13 protein-coding genes are annotated in these 16,620 nt (G+C 55.3%); 6 read left to right on the top strand and 7 right to left on the bottom strand.

Features of this window, described 5'->3' with window-relative positions; translation table 11 throughout:
* Positions 1-18: 18 nt before the first annotated feature.
* Entirely contained in the window at positions 19-591 is a 573-nt protein-coding gene (locus AB7M22_RS16075) for a DJ-1/PfpI family protein (protein ID WP_454187062.1), read from the top strand.
* 60 nt (positions 592-651) lie between these two features.
* Here the strand turns inward: AB7M22_RS16075 and AB7M22_RS16070 are convergent, their stop codons facing one another.
* Complete coding sequence (locus tag AB7M22_RS16070; RefSeq protein WP_454187061.1) at positions 652-1,605, bottom strand: diiron oxygenase; 954 nt, start codon at positions 1,603-1,605, stop codon at positions 652-654.
* A gap of 199 nt (positions 1,606-1,804) precedes the next feature.
* Between AB7M22_RS16070 and AB7M22_RS16065 the strand changes: the two genes are divergently transcribed.
* Positions 1,805-2,761, top strand: coding sequence for an AraC family transcriptional regulator (locus AB7M22_RS16065; protein WP_454187060.1), 957 nt, complete (start codon positions 1,805-1,807; stop codon positions 2,759-2,761).
* Positions 2,762-3,118: 357 nt separating this feature from the next.
* On the opposite strand, the gene AB7M22_RS16060 is transcribed toward AB7M22_RS16065, so the two are convergent.
* From AB7M22_RS16060 to AB7M22_RS16045, 4 genes are all read right to left on the bottom strand, one after another.
* Positions 3,119-4,117: an NADP-dependent oxidoreductase gene (locus tag AB7M22_RS16060; RefSeq protein ID WP_454187059.1), complete on the bottom strand. Its 999-nt coding sequence runs from the start codon at positions 4,115-4,117 to the stop codon at positions 3,119-3,121.
* Between the two features lie 77 nt (positions 4,118-4,194).
* On the bottom strand, positions 4,195-5,064 hold the full coding sequence (locus AB7M22_RS16055; RefSeq protein WP_454187058.1) for an alpha/beta fold hydrolase: 870 nt from the start codon (positions 5,062-5,064) through the stop codon (positions 4,195-4,197).
* 47 nt (positions 5,065-5,111) lie between these two features.
* Positions 5,112-5,900, bottom strand: coding sequence for an SDR family NAD(P)-dependent oxidoreductase (locus AB7M22_RS16050; RefSeq protein ID WP_454187057.1), 789 nt, complete (start codon positions 5,898-5,900; stop codon positions 5,112-5,114).
* A gap of 51 nt (positions 5,901-5,951) precedes the next feature.
* Complete coding sequence (locus AB7M22_RS16045) at positions 5,952-7,073, bottom strand: alkene reductase (RefSeq protein WP_454187056.1); 1,122 nt, start codon at positions 7,071-7,073, stop codon at positions 5,952-5,954.
* 146 nt (positions 7,074-7,219) lie between these two features.
* Here AB7M22_RS16045 and AB7M22_RS16040 point away from each other — a divergent pair, with 146 nt between their 5' ends.
* On the top strand, positions 7,220-7,795 hold the full coding sequence (locus AB7M22_RS16040; protein WP_454187055.1) for a TetR/AcrR family transcriptional regulator: 576 nt from the start codon (positions 7,220-7,222) through the stop codon (positions 7,793-7,795).
* Between the two features lie 161 nt (positions 7,796-7,956).
* Here AB7M22_RS16040 and AB7M22_RS16035 read toward each other — a convergent pair whose 3' ends face one another.
* Positions 7,957-8,274: a DUF7677 family protein gene (locus AB7M22_RS16035; protein ID WP_454187054.1), complete on the bottom strand. Its 318-nt coding sequence runs from the start codon at positions 8,272-8,274 to the stop codon at positions 7,957-7,959.
* A 3,094-nt stretch (positions 8,275-11,368) separates the two neighbouring features.
* On the opposite strand from AB7M22_RS16035, the gene AB7M22_RS16030 reads away from it, so the two are divergent.
* The 3 genes from AB7M22_RS16030 to AB7M22_RS16020 all read left to right on the top strand — a co-directional run bounded on the left by AB7M22_RS16030 (position 11,369) and on the right by AB7M22_RS16020 (position 15,287).
* Positions 11,369-12,727, top strand: a complete 1,359-nt coding sequence (locus AB7M22_RS16030) for an MATE family efflux transporter (protein ID WP_454187053.1) — start codon at positions 11,369-11,371, stop codon at positions 12,725-12,727.
* Positions 12,728-13,445: 718 nt separating this feature from the next.
* A complete protein-coding gene (locus AB7M22_RS16025; RefSeq protein WP_454187052.1) occupies positions 13,446-13,718 on the top strand; it encodes a hypothetical protein in 273 nt (90 codons plus the stop codon).
* A 132-nt stretch (positions 13,719-13,850) separates the two neighbouring features.
* Positions 13,851-15,287, top strand: coding sequence for an IS1182 family transposase (locus tag AB7M22_RS16020; RefSeq protein ID WP_454187051.1), 1,437 nt, complete (start codon positions 13,851-13,853; stop codon positions 15,285-15,287).
* Between the two features lie 392 nt (positions 15,288-15,679).
* On the opposite strand, the gene AB7M22_RS16015 is transcribed toward AB7M22_RS16020, so the two are convergent.
* A complete protein-coding gene (locus AB7M22_RS16015; protein WP_454187050.1) occupies positions 15,680-16,294 on the bottom strand; it encodes an alpha/beta fold hydrolase in 615 nt (204 codons plus the stop codon).
* Between the last annotated feature and the right edge of the window lie 326 nt (positions 16,295-16,620).

The following is a 16,620-nucleotide window of genomic DNA, read 5'->3' as shown; positions in this document are numbered from 1 at the left end:
CATGGAGGATTCTGACTGATGGCACGCGTGGGCTTGATACTGACACCCGGTTTTGCGGACTGGGAATACGCTTTTATTGCAGGAACAGCATCCCCGTTTTATGGGATCGACGTCAGGTTTTTCGCCTCTACTACGGGGCAGTTCCGCTCGCAGGGTGGATTGGCTGTAACTGTGGATAGCAGCTTGGAACAATGCCTGGACTGGAAGCCGGACGTTGTGGTCGTCATCGGTGGAATGATCTGGGAACGTGCAGATGCACCGGATATTCGGGACTTTCTGCTTGCGAGTCGTTCAAGTGGAGCAACAATTGCCGGTATCTGTGGGGGAACGCTGGCACTTGCGAGGGCGGGGCTTCTCGACACGGTTTCTCATACCTCGAACAGCGCTGACTTCTTACAAAAGAATGCCGTAGGTTATGAAGGCGCCGCACTTTATCGAAGCAGTCAAGTAGCTGTGGTTGCCGACCGCATCATAACGGCTCCAGGCCCTGCACCCGTTAGCTTTACCTGCGCAGCGTTCGAAGCTGCCGGACTATCTTCAGAGAGCGTTTCGCAGTTCAGGTCATTGTTGGCAGCGGAACACGTTTCATAAGCCGTAACAAGCGGCTACCCGCAGCCGCGCGGCCGACGCACGGTCGGCCGCGCCAGTCGATCAATTGCTCATGATGGGTGCCAGTGCGGTCTGAATCGTGGACATCTGTGCGGGTGTTGTCATGTGCGTAAGCAACCGGCCAAAGTGTGGATGCTCCACGCCCGAGATTATGTATTGCCAGCGGTAGGCGCTCAGCACGGAGGCTTTGATTTGCGCGGTCTCATCGACACTGAATGACCGTGAAACATTGCGAATAAAGTAGTCGGCATCGGATGCCGATTGTGCCTGCAGTATTCCGTCGACGGCCGCCACCAGTGCAATCAGATCATTCACTGCCTGGTCGCGCTCGGCTGGCGAGAGTTTCGCGTGCTCCGCCTTCCACTCCAGTTCATCGAGTACGACGTGCCGGCTTTCATCCTTCCAGTGAAATTTGAAAACATCCTTGAATAGCGGGCACAACTCCTCACGCGGGGCGATGCTTTGCGCGTAGTGCGCCTGAACAAACAGCTCGATATGACAGGTCAGCGCCAACACCGACCAAGTGCTGGCCGCAAGTACCGAGCGCGCCACATCGTTTGGATCGGCAACTTGACGATACCCCGCTGGCAATTGCGAACCAATCATTGTCTCCATGCGCCGGAACAGCTCCTGGTGCTTGATCTCGTCGTTAGAAAAGCGCACCAGCGCTTCGAGTGCGAGCTGATCGTCAAAGACATGGGCTCGACCTTGATCGAGCATTTTGGCGCTGATAAAACGCTCGACCAAGCCAAAGATATACGCATAAGTTCGGCCCTGAATCTGACTGAGCAGGCGCGCCTCATCCGCGTCGAGAAAGGTCAGGCGGTCGATCCGCGACAGTCCGTCGGGCAAGAATTTGCGCGAGAAGTCGAAACTCCGGTCCTGTAGCAAATCACGATCGATCTGCCATTCAGCCTTCTTCGATGATCTGACAAGTTGAGCATAACGGGCGGCGTTATCCGAACCTGCGCTGGACATGGTAGCAACGGTGTTCATATCGATCTCCTGCTTGCCTGGTCGAGTTGGAGTGGGGCAATTACGGTTAACGTCGGAGCCAATGACCATCGGTGAAGCCTCTGGGGATCGTCTCGGTCACGGAGTCCGCGTTGGTGCTAATCTAGGCCTCGCAGTTCAGGCGATGAATGACCAGTGCGCCTGATTACATGCTCCGGACTCCGGAACGGAGGGCTGGCAATTGCTGGATGCGTTTTCTGATGTGTTGCGTGTGATTCGGCTGTCTGGAGGGGTGTTCCTCGAGGCGGAATTCACTGCGCCCTGGTGCATCAAGGGAAGAATCTCTGCGGACGATTGCAAACCGTTCCTGGAGGCACCTCGACATATCATTGCGTCGCATTTTGTCGCCGCAGGGCATATGCAATTACAAGTCGACGGCGGTGCCGCCATCGACGTGCGGGCAGGAGAACTCGTTCTGCTTCCTCACAATGACGCTCATTCTTTTGGCAGCGACCTGAGCATTGCGCCCATGCCGGCGGGCGAAGTTATTCAGCCGCCGGAAGTCGGCGCTATTTCACGAATCAAGTACGGCGGGGGCGGCGAGGTCACGCAACTATTGTGCGGATTCCTCGGCTCTGAAACCCCCTTCAGTCCGTTGCTTTCGTCGCTGCCATCCTTATTGAAACTAGACTTGCGCGCGACGGCTTCGGGAGCCTGGATTGAAAGCTCATTCCGGTTCGCTGTCAGCGAGATTGCGGCGGGGCGCCTCGGCTCGACAACGGTCATCGCCAAGCTCTCCGAATTGCTATTCGTCGAAGCCGTCAGCCAGTACGTCGCGAGCCTCCCCGCTGAGCGGCGCGGGTGGCTGGCAGGTTTGCGAGATCCACATATCGGGCGCGCACTGGCGCTGCTCCATGCTCGTCCAACCGAGGGCTGGACTGCAGAAGCCCTGGCGCTTGAAGTGGGCATGTCGCGCTCGGTATTCGCGGAACGATTCACGGCATTGGTCGGACAGCCACCGATGCAATACCTGACGCTCTGGCGTATGCACGTGGCGGCTCAACACCTGCGCGAAGGTCGCGGTAATGTGGCGCAAATTGGTTTTGCAGTTGGCTACGAATCCGAAGCCGCGTTTAGTCGCGCATTCAAACGCCAGTTCGGCACATCACCTGGCACTTGGCGTAGACAATCAGCGTGAGAAGTCCGGTGCGCGGATACAAAAACGGGCGCCACTCAGGCGCCCGTTTTCATTTACTCCGCGGCTTGGGCCCGCAAGCGTCGGCCGATCACATCTATTTCCGGGGTTGGTGCAGGACCCGCGTGTAAAGCAGGTGCGATTACTTGGTCGAAAACATTTAAATGGCTTCAACCATTTCTCGTTACTGCTCAAGCATCAAGCTACGCCAAATGATTATCGGCTTTTCTAGAGGTGCGACTTCCGGTTGCAACCGCTCCTGCGTGTGTCTGTTGTGCGGTGGCTGCTCCTCTGGTTCAGGCGCTGGAATGTGATACTTGGCGGCATGCACGTTATCTTCGGACATTTTTCGTAGTGCGCTTATTTGATTGTTATGGTGACTTTGCCTTTTGATCTGCCCTGCTCGACGTACCGCAACGCCTGCGCAGTCGATTCAAAAGGGAAGGAACGATCGATGACCGGTTTGATGACGCCAGCTTCGATAAGCGAGGTGATTTTTTGCAGTTGTACCCCGTTGGCACGCATAAACAAAAATGTATAGCTCACCCCGTGCTTGCGGGCTTTTCTGCGAATACCGCTGCTCAGCAGGCGCATGACTTGCCGTAGCATCCAGGACAAGCCTTGCTCTTGGGCAAATTCTGCTGTCGGTGGTCCCGAAAGGGAAATGAGCTGTCCGCCAGGCTTGAGAACCTTGACCGATTTCTCCAGTACATCGGCACCGAGGCTGTTCAACACCACGTCGAAATCGCGCAACTCGGTTGCAAAATCTTGCTGCTTGTAGTCGATGACCACATCCGCCCCTAGCGCCTTCACCCATTCGACATTCGCCGTACTGGTGGTCGTCGCAACGAAGGCGCCGAGGTGTTTGGCGAGCTGGATGGCAAACGTGCCGACACCGCCGGATCCGGCATGAATCAACACCTTCTGGCCTTTTTTTACCTGGGCGGTCTCAACCAGCGCCTGCCAGGCCGTCAAGAGGGCCAAGGGCACGGACGCCGCTTCGGCCATGTCAAGGTTCGAGGGTTTCAGCGCGAGCGCGTTTTCGTTCACGGCGATCAATTCGGCAAACGTCCCGATCCGATCCTCGGGAGGGCGTGCATAGACTTCATCTCCTGGCTTGAATCGCTTCACCGCCGAGCCCGTGCGAACGACCACACCCGCCAGGTCGTTGCCCAATACCAATGGAAATGTATAGGGCAGGATCAGTTTGAACTCCCCGGTTCTGATCTTCGAGTCCAACGGGTTCACGCTCGTTGCATGCACCTGGATCAGAACGTCATGCACACCGACCGTAGGGTCGGGCACTTCGCCAACCATTCCGTTCTGCTCGCCGTAGCGGTTGATAAAAAATGCCTTCATGTTGCAGTTGCTCTTGTCGGTGGAATGAGAATGGGGCGCGGCCCCGGCGACGTTGATGCGATGAGACGTTCAGGCTGTCAGGCGTCGAGGAACGCCAAAGCCTTGGCCACGAAATCGGTAGGGTGCTGGAAAATGCTGCCGTGCCCGGCGTCCTGGTAAATGATCAGTTGCGCGTTGGGGATTCGCTTTGCCAGCTCAAGCGAGTTGACAGTGGGCACCATGATGTCGTTGTCCCCGTTGGCTATCAGCGTCGGCATACGCAGGCGACCGAGTTCTTGCGGCGCCTGCTTGCCCCACGCAGTAATGGCTTTCAATTGCCGTAAAAACGCGCGGGGTGTCGGGCCTTTGTCCCGGTCTTGCCGGCGCTCTTTCAATCGTTGCAAATACTCGGACGCGGCGCGTTGTCCGTTGGCCGTGGTGGTAAAGAACAGGTAGAACTTGGGATCTCGTAGCGTCAGCAGACCCTTGATCATTAACGGCCAGGTCACCGAGCCGACGTTGTCGATGCCTGTGCCGCCGGCCGGTCCGGTTCCGGTGAGGATCAGCCTGCGCACGCGATCGGGAGCTTTCAGGGCGATGTCTTGAGCGACGAAGCCGCCGAGTGAAAAGCCGAGCAGGTCAACCTTGTCCAAACCCAACGCACGAATAAAGCCGATGCCATCGTCAGCCATCTCACCGACGGTCAATGGCGCGGCGCCACCCGAGCCACCGATACCGCGGTAATCGGTGGTGATGACACGCCGGTTTTTTGCCAGACCGTCGATAATCCTGGGGTCAAAGTTATCCAACACTGCCCCCCAATGGTTGAACATGACCAGCGGGACCTGCGTTCTGGGTCCCAGATCACGATAGGCGAAAGGTATCCCGCCAACCAGAACCGACTGGTTCGCCGCGTTGATAAATGACGACTGCGAACCTGGATGATTGCTTGTAGCCATAAGGGTCATGTTTACTCCGTCCGATTGCGGGGCGAGGCCGACCTGCTCGACAGGGTTCAGACTTGAGTCAAATAGCGTGGCGCCACGGCGGACTGCCTGATCTGCGACAAAAGACCCTGACGCGCGGTTTGCAGGGCATCCCAGCGCTCGCCTTCTTGCAACGGAGGAATGGTCACCGGTTCGCGGCGGTCGAAGCCAACCAGTGCGGCATCGACCAGATCACCGACTTCCATGATTTCGCTCAAGGTGTTGATGTCGATACCGGCGCGGTCCCAAATCTCCGTGCGGGTGGCGGCGGGCAATACGGCTTGCACATAAACACCCTGAGGCGAAAGTTCCAGGCTCAGGCCTTGGGAAAGGAACAGCACAAACGCCTTGGTCGCCCCATAGACCGACATGCCGAACTCAGGCGCCAGACCCACCACCGAACCGATGTTGATGATCGCGCCTTCACCTGCTTTGGCCAGGCGTGGCGCGATGGCGCTGGCGAGTCGCACCAGCGCGGTGGTGTTGAGGGCCACCAGTTGCGCAACGCTGTCGGTGCTTTGCTCGATGAAGGTGCCGGACTGTGCGGCGCCGGCATTGTTGACGAGGATGCCGATGCGCGCGTCATCCCGCAGGCGCGCTTCGACGGTGTGCAGGTCGCTGAGTTGAGTCAGGTCGGCCTGAAGCACTTCAATGGCGACGTTGTGTTCGCCACGCAACTTTGCGGCGAGCGTTTCCAGGCGCGAGTGGTCGCGGGCGACCAACACCAGATCATGCCCGCGTTGGGCGAAACGCTCGGCGTAAACCGCGCCGATGCCGGTGGAAGCGCCAGTGATGAGAACGGTCGGGTGAGTAGTCATGATGTCAGCTCTTTATCAGGAACATGGATTGGGATTGATGCGCGAGTAAAATCAGGCTCGATCAGCCAGTGCCTGGTTCGCGGCAGCGCTTGATTCGGCAAGCGTCGGGTAGTCGATGTATCCCGCCGCACCGCCGCCGTAGAGCGTGGAGGGGTCGAAGGCGGACAGTGGCGCACCGGTCTTGAGCCGCTCCACCAGATCAGGGTTGCCGATAAAAGGGCGGCCAAAGGCGATCAGGTCGGCCTTGTCATGCGCAAGACGTGCCGTGGCCAGGTTCAGGTCATAGCCGTTGTTGGCGATGTAGGTGTTCTTGAAGCGCTGGCGCAAGGCGTCGAAATCAAAGGGCGCCACGTCGCGTGGCCCACCGGTCGCGCCTTCGACGACGTGCAGATAAGCGATGTCCAGAGCATTGAGTTGGTCGACGATGTAATCGAACTGAGCCTGTGGATCACTGCTCGATACACCATTGGCCGGCGAGACAGGCGAAAGGCGAATACCAGTGCGCTCAGCACCAATCTCGGCGGCCACGGCAGCCGTCACTTCCAGCAACAGGCGCGCACGGTTTGCGATCGAACCGCCGTAGGCGTCAGTACGCAGGTTGGCGCCGTCCTTGATGAACTGATCCAGCAAATAGCCGTTTGCACCGTGGATTTCCACGCCGTCGAAGCCTGCCGCAATGGCGTTTGCCGCCGCTTGGCGGAAATCGTTGACGATGCCCGGCAGTTCGTCAGTCTCCAGCGCTCGCGGCTCGGAAACGTCCTCAAAGCGATTGTTGACGAACACCTTGGTCGCGGGACGAAGCGCGGAAGGGGCTACCGGCGCCGCGCCTTGCTGTTGCAGATCCACGTGGGAAACACGGCCCACATGCCACAGTTGCAGGAAAATTCTCCCGCCCTTGGCGTGCACGGCATCGGTCACCTTGCGCCATCCCTCTATCTGAGCCGGTGTGTAAATGCCTGGCGTGTCCTGATAGCCCTGTCCTTGCTGCGAGATCTGCGAGGCTTCGGAAATCAGCAAGCCCGCGCTGGCTCGCTGGCTGTAATAGGCAGCAGCAAATTCACTCGGTACAAAGCCTTTTCCGGCGCGATTGCGCGTCAGCGGGGCGAGAACCACGCGGTTTGACAGCGTCAGGGCGCCAAGCGTGTAAGGGGTAAACAGATTCAGGTCGCTCATGGGTGTTTGTTCCGTGCCCGTTGGTAAATTTCATATGGCTGGCATTTAGGATGATGATCGAAATCTAAACTGTCAACAATTTTGATTATGAGCAACATCTATGTATCATCAACCCATGAATTTCCAGCTGTAGCGAGGTATCGAACATGCGAGTGTCCAAGGCCCAGGCCCAGGCAAACCGGGAGCACATCGTCGAAACGGCCTCAGTCGTGTTTCGCGAGCGCGGTTTTGACGGTGTCGGCGTGGCCGACCTGATGGCCGCCGCCGGTTTCACCCATGGCGGTTTCTACAAACATTTCGGTTCGAAGGCCGACTTGATGGCTGAGGCCTCGGCCAACAGCCTTGCGCAATCGCTGATCAGCGCTGAAGCACTGAGCATCAAGGATTTCATCGATGTGTATGTGTCCAGGGATCATCGCGACGGGCGCGCCACGGGTTGCACCATGGCGGCGTTGTGCGGCGACGCTGCGCGTCAGTCCGGCGATTTGAAGTCGGCATTCGCTGAAGGCATCGAGCGCACGTTGCAAACGCTCGGCGAAAAATACCCGACCGGGCCGGATGCGCCAGCGGGTGAGGCGAGGGAGAAAATGATCGACCTGCTGGCGCGCGCGGTCGGTGCGATCATGCTATCGCGCGCCTGTCCTGACGACTCGGCGTTGGCGGATGAAATTCTGGCGGTGTGTCACGCGAAGATGACCGCATCATTACCTATTCAATCGTAGGTTCATTTCGTATAAGGAATAGATGGTTGTCAGCACAAGACGTGCTGACTTGCTTCATTTCGTCTTTGGCCGACCGGTTGAGTCCACAGCCAAAAGCAGCCACTCGGCTGGATACTTTCGCCCCTTCCCGGTCCCTCGTGTCTGCGAGCTAAAGTCATTTCTTAGCGTCCGAGTGAGGGCGGCCCATAGAGCTCAGTTTCCCAGTCTTCAAGAGGCGGCGTTACTTTGAAAAGTGGGTCGCAGTATGACCTTAAGTAGTCGGTCGCTCTCCTTTGGGCGTAGGTGAAATTGAGCACGTTGCCTTCACTGTCCATCTCTATTACGTTCGCGAATATCGCGAAGACCATCTCAATTGCACTCGGCTCAGAGCCATAAATGTCGAGGTACTTCACGTTTTCAAGCATGTAGTGGCTTCCACTTGCCATGAAGTACGCAAACGTTCGGAGTGCTCCACTGAAATCATTACTTAGCTTTTTCATGTACATTTTCTTTTAGTAGATATTTTGGATTTAACTGCTTCATAATCAAGAATCAGCTTTTTTGCCGTTTTTTTGCGGTCGAGACCGGCCGGAACCGACCCTAAGCAGCCCGTCGGATACATCCTAGTGAGCGCCTATGTTTTTGTGGGTTAGCCTGGAGCCCCATAAGCCGGTTCTAGTTTAATCCACATTCCTTTGTAACTGGTTCGACAATATAGGTATCAGGAGCTATCCCTGTTTTAGTATCGATCACCTTTAACGAACAACCGGAGTCAGGGGCTGAGTGGCTAATCTGATAGGTTGTTCCGGCTTGGGGGATGAAACTACCAATGCTCAAACAGCTTCTACTAAATACTGGTTCATCAGTTGTCCTGCGGTTTACTATTCCCGAGCTGAAGGCGTGTAAATAGATGCGTCTATTTGGCTTGACAAAGAATTGATTAACTTCCGGTTTCGACGCTGAAATTGCACCCAGCACGCCAGTTTCTTCTGTGTCGAGGCAATGGCTATCATAAAATGCGTAGTAGGCTTGGACGCCTCCATGCATAAGATTGTTATTACCCCACTTTGCGTCCAGTGTCGCATGCGCCGCTGCTGGCGCTGGTTGCTGGTAATGACCAACGCAACCGCTCAATAAAACTAGACACCCGATCTGAATGGGCTTAATCAAATTGGCACCCAAAGCAAGAAAATTAGAAAAATAGATAGTTGAATCTGTTATCGACCGGCACGGAGCAGACTTAATGGCCAAAGGCAATATTCTGCCGACTCTGATCGATTGCAGCCCTCCACGAAGGGTGGCTAGCCGTCATCCACACCTGACTATTGGGGATCATACGCCCACGTCATTTATCAGTTGGCGCCAGACATCCCTTGCCTTCTGCTCCGAGGTAAAGACTTGTACTTTTGGATGCCAGAACTGCCCCTCAATTACGATGCATTCCAGGGTAGAGTCCTGAAACGTAAAGACATAATGGATGGCATCTTTTAGAAATCGCTGTTTATCGTGTCGCGGATGAATGGCGTTTCTCTGCTCAAGCTCTGCTAGCCAGGGCGAATTATCTATTCGATGAATTTGGTAATGCTTGAGGCCAAGTCCAATAAGCGGATGGCCGCCCAAAGCCTCGTCGTTTGGTGAGCCGAACTGAATTTTTTTTACTAGGGGAAAATGGATTACGGCTATTTCCTCCCCAGCGGTGCAATACCGGCTTTTGGCCGATTCTGTTGAAAAAGTCGATCCTTCAAGACTGCCTGCATACGGACTGCTGAAAACGCCTTTATTGCGCGCTGCTACGCGAAATCTGATCCCGGAGTCCTGTGCTCAAGGCAAAGATTTCAATCTCAAGCACGTACTTTTCAGCCGTGGAAACTGATCGACTTTTTCAACAGAATCGACCCAAAGCTGACCCTCAGGATTTCGTACTCTCAAACCCCATCGCGAATTTGCAAACCACTGACGACATATTGGTGGGGCTGGAGAGGGGCATGACCACCACGCAAAAACTGACTCAAACAACGCTACGTGCAATGTCAGATCAAAGGTTATGGGTTGTCATGAAATGAAAAAACGCTGTCGCCAAATGAAAGGCTGGCGCACACCAGGTCTATAAACTCCTCCTCAAGCTTGCGCAGCAAGCCCAGCTATTTGGCTGTTGGCGCTCACGGACGCGAAACGTCTTAGGAGAAATCTGCGCATTTCCTACGAATGGAGAAGAGACAATGAGTGAGCGGTCGATAACGCAGTTCTTTTCCGCCCTAGGGGCCCCGCTTTGCATGCTGCGGCAGTCTTGGGGCAGCGCGAGCAGGTGGCAAAATCTCCGTTTTCTGCGTCCTCCCCTACAGGTGCGCTGTCGGTTGGACGGCATATTGTTACCAAAACAGCAGAAGACTGTTACAGTTCATGAGCTAGCTATCTATTAGTGTGCTCGGTATATTTGAAAATTATTCATCAACTTTGAATCTGGATAATTAAGAATTTTAACAAGCTAACAATACTATAAGTGCTTAATATCTAACTTACAAATATATTGCTATAAGTCAACAGTCTGGCTGCGCAGTCGCCCTAATAAAGCTTACGTTTAAAAATGCGTTCCTAAATAACATTGCTGAAGACAAAAATAAGTAATAGTTTTTGCGATTTGTTTTTTGTTATATTCATGAATTGTACAATCAAAAACCATGACAAACTTTGCAAAGATATCACTTCAACGCCCTCAATGCTGGAAGCTCGATATAAATAATCGAATCCTGTTTGATGGTGCTAATCAAATACACTTGACAAATATTGAGAGCATAATTGTAAAGAACATGCTCCTCAAGGAGGAGCGCGTAATCAGCAGGGCAGAGCTAATTAGTAGTATTGGGAGAGAGCCTGGTCTCTATCGTGGCCTGGAGATGAGTTTGAGTAGACTGCAAGTAAAGTTCAAGAAAAGCGCTGGAGGTAGGTATCTCTTTCGCGCAGTCAGAAATCGTGGCTACTGCCTCACTCAAACTATACATATTAATGGGGAGCCGTCTCGGGAGTTTACGTGAGGTAAGCGGCAATACACCCCTCGCATGGTCATATGGCTGATGATGACTAACGAACTTATGAATTTAGGGGGGGCGCAGCGTTTAAGATGAGTGAGTTAACTTTTTACGATGGGCCTTGCGCTTTTATACTGGTACAGCGGATTTGAAAATGCTGTCGCATAACTTCTGAGTTATGCGACGACTCATTCGGGCGTGAAACTGTCGCACGTACTCAGTTATCGGCGACATGAGACGCACAGATGTGGCATTGAAAAAGAAGGGAGGTAAACCCGATACGCTCGGTCCCCACTCAGGACAAAAATCTGGAGTCGCAGCGAAGCACGCTGACGAGTTTAGCCTGTCACAACTGACCGAAAATGGCCGCTTCTGGCCGATTGTGTTGAAAAAGTCGGCCATGGTTTGCGCATCCGAAAAGTACGCGTCCGAGATTGAAATCTTTACTTTTGGCAGAGGTTTCCGGACTCGGATTTCACATGGCCGCGTGCAAAATAGAAGCGCATTGTTCCCAGTCCCGTAGCGTAGAATTTCCCAAACGCCAGCCCCCACCCGAGACGGACCCTCAATGCAAACCCCCACCATCCAACGCCCCCTCTGGCAAACCTACCTCCTATTCCTAGCCCCCATGGTCCTCTCCAATTTCCTCCAATCCATGTCGGGCACCATCAACAGCATCTACATCGGCCAAATGCTCGGCACACAGGCTCTCGCGGCGGTATCAGGTATGTTCCCCGTGGTGTTCTTCTTCATCGCCCTGGTCATCGGCCTCGGCGCGGGCGCTGGCGTGTTGATCGGCCAAGCCTGGGGTGCTCGCGAGTTGCATTTGGTGAAGGCCATCGCGGGTTCGACGTTGCTGTTGGGGGCGATGATCGGGTTGGCGGCGGCGGTGTTGGGCAGTGTGTTTGCCCGGCCGGCGTTGCAGGGTTTGGGCACGCCGGTGGATGTGCTGGACGATGCGGTTGCGTATGCGCATGTGATGATGTGGATCTTGCCGTCGCTGTTGGTGTTTGTGTTGTTTACGCAGTTGCTGCGTGGGGTGAGCGATACGGTGTCGCCGTTGTTGGCGCTGGTGGTGTCGACGTGTGTCGGGCTGGCGCTGACGCCGGCGTTGATTCTCGGGTGGTTGGGGTTGCCGCCGATGGGGATTCAGAGTGCGGCGTGGGCGGGGTTGGCGGGTAACTTGGCGGCGATGGGGTGGCTGGCGTGGCGGTTGATTCGCAAGGGGCATCCGTTGGCGCCGGATCGGGAGATGTTTGCGTCGATGCGGCTGGATCTGGAGATCCTCGGCAAGGTATTGCGTATCGGGCTGCCGACCGGGTTGCAGATGGTGGTGCTGTCGTTGTCGGAGCTGGTGATTCTGGCGCTGGTGAATCAGCACGGTTCCCAGGCGACGGCGGCGTACGGGGCGGTGACGCAGATCGTCAATTACGTGCAGTTCCCGGCGCTGTCGATTGCGATCACGGCGTCGATCCTCGGCGCGCAGGCGATTGGGGCAGGGCGCATCGAGCGCATGGGGCCGATTTTGCGCACGGGGCTGTTGATCAACGCGTGCCTGACCGGTGGTTTGGTGGTGTTGGGTTACTTGCTGTCGCACTGGTTGCTGGGGTTGTTCCTCACGGATGATTCCACCCGGGCGATGGCCGAACACCTGTTGCACATCATGCTCTGGAGCCTGCTGGTGTTTGGCTTTCAGGCGATTGTCGGCGGCATCATGCGCGCCAGCGGCACGGTGTTGGTGCCGGTGGTAGTTACGATCGTTTGTGTGGTCGGGGTGCAGTTGCCGGTGGCGTATCTGCTGGATGCGCGCTTTGGGCTGCAAGGTGTGTGGATGGCGTTTCCGGTGGCCTATCTGGGCATGCTGATGTTGCAGACGCTGTATTACAAAATGGTCTGGCAGCATCAGAAGATTGAGCGGTTGGTGTAGGGCCTTCGTTTGAGTGCGAAATTGCACTCCACTTGACCACCTGTTTGCATTCGACCTGACCAATAATTTGCATCGCATCTGACCACCGGTTGCATGGGATTTGACCGTCATGCTTCGTAACCGTGATCGGTAGAGAATTGCGCATTGCAGCCCTTCTCGACAGGCAGAAATCGGGCCAGAGCGGTCACTCGAACGAGGTTTTTACCTGACCGGTATGAGGCATTAAAGACAGCCATGACACTTTCCAAAGGCGACTTCATAAAACTAACCCACGTCGATTCTACGAAGGCTGTGTATGTTGATTGGATAAATGCTCGTGATGCGGCGCCTGGAGATATCGCAGTAGTCAAAGAAACTTTTAGTACGGAGTCCGGACTCATCGTCCGTCTATTGTGCGAGCCCCGGTCGGGCTTTCAAGAATGGTGCACCACATTTTATGAAGCAGATTTGACCTACGAACTGTTGCTTGTAATACCAATTCACGATCACTAAGCTTGAAAGTCCGCTTCGGGTTGTGGATTCCTGCCTCTCTCGAAAGGCAGGAATCGGCCAATTGCGGTAGCTCAACAGGCTCGCCCTCGCTTAAGGATCAGCCGAGTGATATACCGCTGGTTGGGTCTTTGCATGGCAATCAATAGGCAGTCTCATGACGCGATTCTCAATTTATAGCGGGTTGGTTTTGGTGGGCTACTCGGCGCTCGATTACGGAGATCCCCCCATGGGCGTTGCTTCAGGCCAATTCGAGCCTGCTGAGGGGTACGCAGCTATCCAGAACGAGTGTTCCACGAATCACCACGATCAGACCGGCCTGGATCTTTCTGTTCAAACTGAAGCGGGTCTGGTTATTCCATGTGCGGGCCTGGGCATCTTGGATCACTCCAAAGAGCTCCCGCCACCTTGCATCGAAGTGAACATTTTCGGTATTCCACATCCTCTCTACGGTGAGTTGTTTCCTCAGCAGGTCACTCTGTATGAGCGTCAATTTAGCTAATCGGAATGCCCCGCCTGTGTCCGCTATGGGTCGTTTTCTGTCTGTCACAGTCGGCAGAGAACGACCCAGGCTGTGTGAAAACGCCTGCGATTGCCTAATCTTCTGATCGTCGAGATCGTAGCGGGGACGATCATGAAGCGATTCATTGAAGGCGAGGCCCGGACGCAGGTGACGCTGCTGCCGGAGTGCCTGGACGATTACGTTACCGAAGAAAATCCAGTGCGAGTGGTCGACGTTTTCGTTGATGAACTCGACCTGGGGGCACTTGGATTCGACGGTGTTGATCCTGCTGCAACGGGGCGTCCGGCCTACCATCCCGCGATCTTGCTAAAGATCTATATCTACGGCTATCTGAATCGGATTCAGTCCAGCCGCCGGCTAGAGCGTGAGGCCGAGCGCAACGTCGAGTTGATGTGGCTGACAGGACGTTTGGCCCCGGACTTCAAAACCATCGCCGACTTTCGCAAAGACAACGGCAAAGCCATTCGCAGCGTCTGCCGACAATTCGTAGTGCTTTGCCGCAACCTGAATCTCTTCTCCCAATCAATCATCGCCATCGATGGCAGCAAATTCAAAGCCGTCAATAATCGCGACCGTAACTTCACCCAGGGCAAAGTGAAGGCACGCATGCAGCAGATCGAACAGAGCATTGATCGATATCTGGCGGCGATGGATTCGGCGGATCGGGCAACGCCCGAAGTGGCCGGGGCCAAGGCCGAGCGGCTGAAAGAAAAAATCGAAACGCTGAAACAGCAGATGCAAAAACTCAAGGACATAGAGGCGCAGCTTCACGACAGTCCAGACCAGCAAATCTCCCTCACAGACCCAGATGCACGCTCAATGGCCATGAGCGGCCGAGGCACCGGAACGGTTGGCTACAACGTACAAACAGCTGTCGACGACAAACACCATCTGATCATTGCCCATGAGGTGACTAACGTTGGTAATGACCGGGCGCAACTGAGCAATATGGCGAACCAAGCGCGTGAAGAGATCGGCGCTGAGTCGCTGACGGTGGTAGCTGACCGAGGCTACTACAAAGGGCTGGAAATCCTTGCCTGCGAGCAGGCTGGCATCACCACCTTTGTACCAAAACCCCTGACATCAGGCAGCAAAGCCGAAGGCCGATTTGGTAAGCAGGACTTCATCTACGTTGCTGCATCGGACGCGTATCGATGCCCTGCGGGACAGTTGCTGACCCGGCGGCATTCGTCGATGGAAGACGGCATGTTGTTGCACTGTTACTACTTCTCGGGCTGCCAGTCCTGCGCAATGCAAAAGCAATGTACGACGGGTAAGGAGCGCCGAGTGAGGCGCTGGGAACATGAGGCGGTAATCGACGCGATGCAGGCTCGGCTGGAACATGATCCAACGATGATGAGGCGTCGCCGACAGACCGTTGAACATCCTTTTGGAACGCTCAAATACTGGATGGGAAGTACCCACTTCCTGACCAAAACCCTTCCGAGGGTAAGCACAGAGATGAGCCTTCATGTGCTCGCCTACAACCTCAAACGGATGATGAGCATCTTCGGCATCGCAGGACTGCTTGAGGCGATCAGGGCGTGAGTCCAGCCGTTTGATCGTCCGTGAGTGGCTGTTTGGGCCGCTGACGCGGCCCAAACAGCATTACGAGGGCCGATGTTACTACTAGAAGTAATTCGCGCTTCCGCTTGCTGGTTGCACAGGCAACACAAGCAAAACTCAGTTTTAAATGCGCCCAGCGTGTTTTCACACGGCCTGGACCCATAGCAGGTGGTCAACGAGGTGCGAAATCACATGTCATAGACTCAAGTTGGTTCGTGCACTTTTAATTATGCTTTGATTTTTTTCATCTCTACGCGGTTTGCGCAGAGTATCCGGCGAGGTTAGAACGATATGCCTCCGGTTGTCTGTTCACCAGGTCTTGAAACGCACGGTGTCGCACAATCAGTCCGACGCGGTGGCAACAAGTGTTCCGCTTACCAGTAGGCCAGATGTCTCTCGATCAACCTCGCCACTTCGGCTGCGTGAGTAAAGCCCAGATTGTGATCGGCGTCAGGGAAAACGTGTAGTTCAGCACGAGGTAACAGTTGAGCAAGGCGCTGGCCGACGCGAACGGGGCTGATCGGATCAGAATCTCCCCAGAGGAGCAGGACTGGCATGCGCAACTCGATCAACCGGAGCGTGAGGTCGGTGCGGTCGTCGAGAAACCAACTCGGCAGTGTCGGGTTGGTGGCAGCAAAATCCGGGCGCCAGTCATGCGCGCCCAGAGCAGACATATCCACCCCGCCAGAGGTGACGGTCAGCGTCAGGTGCGTGATCAGCTCGGGGCGTTCAAGCGCTGCAAGTACAGCGACTATGCCGCCCATGGACTGTGCCACCAGCGCTGTGGGCCGGTCGATCTCGGCCAGCACGCGAGCCACCAGATCATGCATGCCAGTCACGCTAGGCAACGGCGGAGTGTCTGCAAAGCCGGGCCAGCCGATATGGACTTGCTGCGCCGGGTGGGCCAAGCGCTCAGCAACCGGATGCCAAAACCGGGTGTTACCTGAGGCTCCGGGCAGGAAGAGGAGTTTGGCGGGGGATACGATCACAGGTTCGGTCCTTGAAGGTGGGATTGAAAGAGTCAGCAGGAGGAAAAAATGGATGCCACGAGGTTCGATGATCGCTTCGGAACGAGAGCCGCCGGTAGTGAAGGGCAACTCGTGGCTGAAAGCCGCCAGTTTCCGAGGGTAACTATTGACCGTTGTTTATCATGATTTCCGTCTTCCGCGAACAGAGTAGACCTCGAATGAAGACTATTGCGGAGGTGCGCAAGAAGTTGCGCACTCAATTGTCAAAATCAGCCTGATAAATCGCTACAGGCCACGTAGTTCGTGCCCTACAGCCAAGTGCGCAAGAAGTTGCGCAGTACTGCGCA

This window comes from Pseudomonas sp. ADAK2 TE3594 (assembly GCF_053628675.1).
This window is presented reverse-complemented; position numbering and strand designations above follow the sequence as displayed.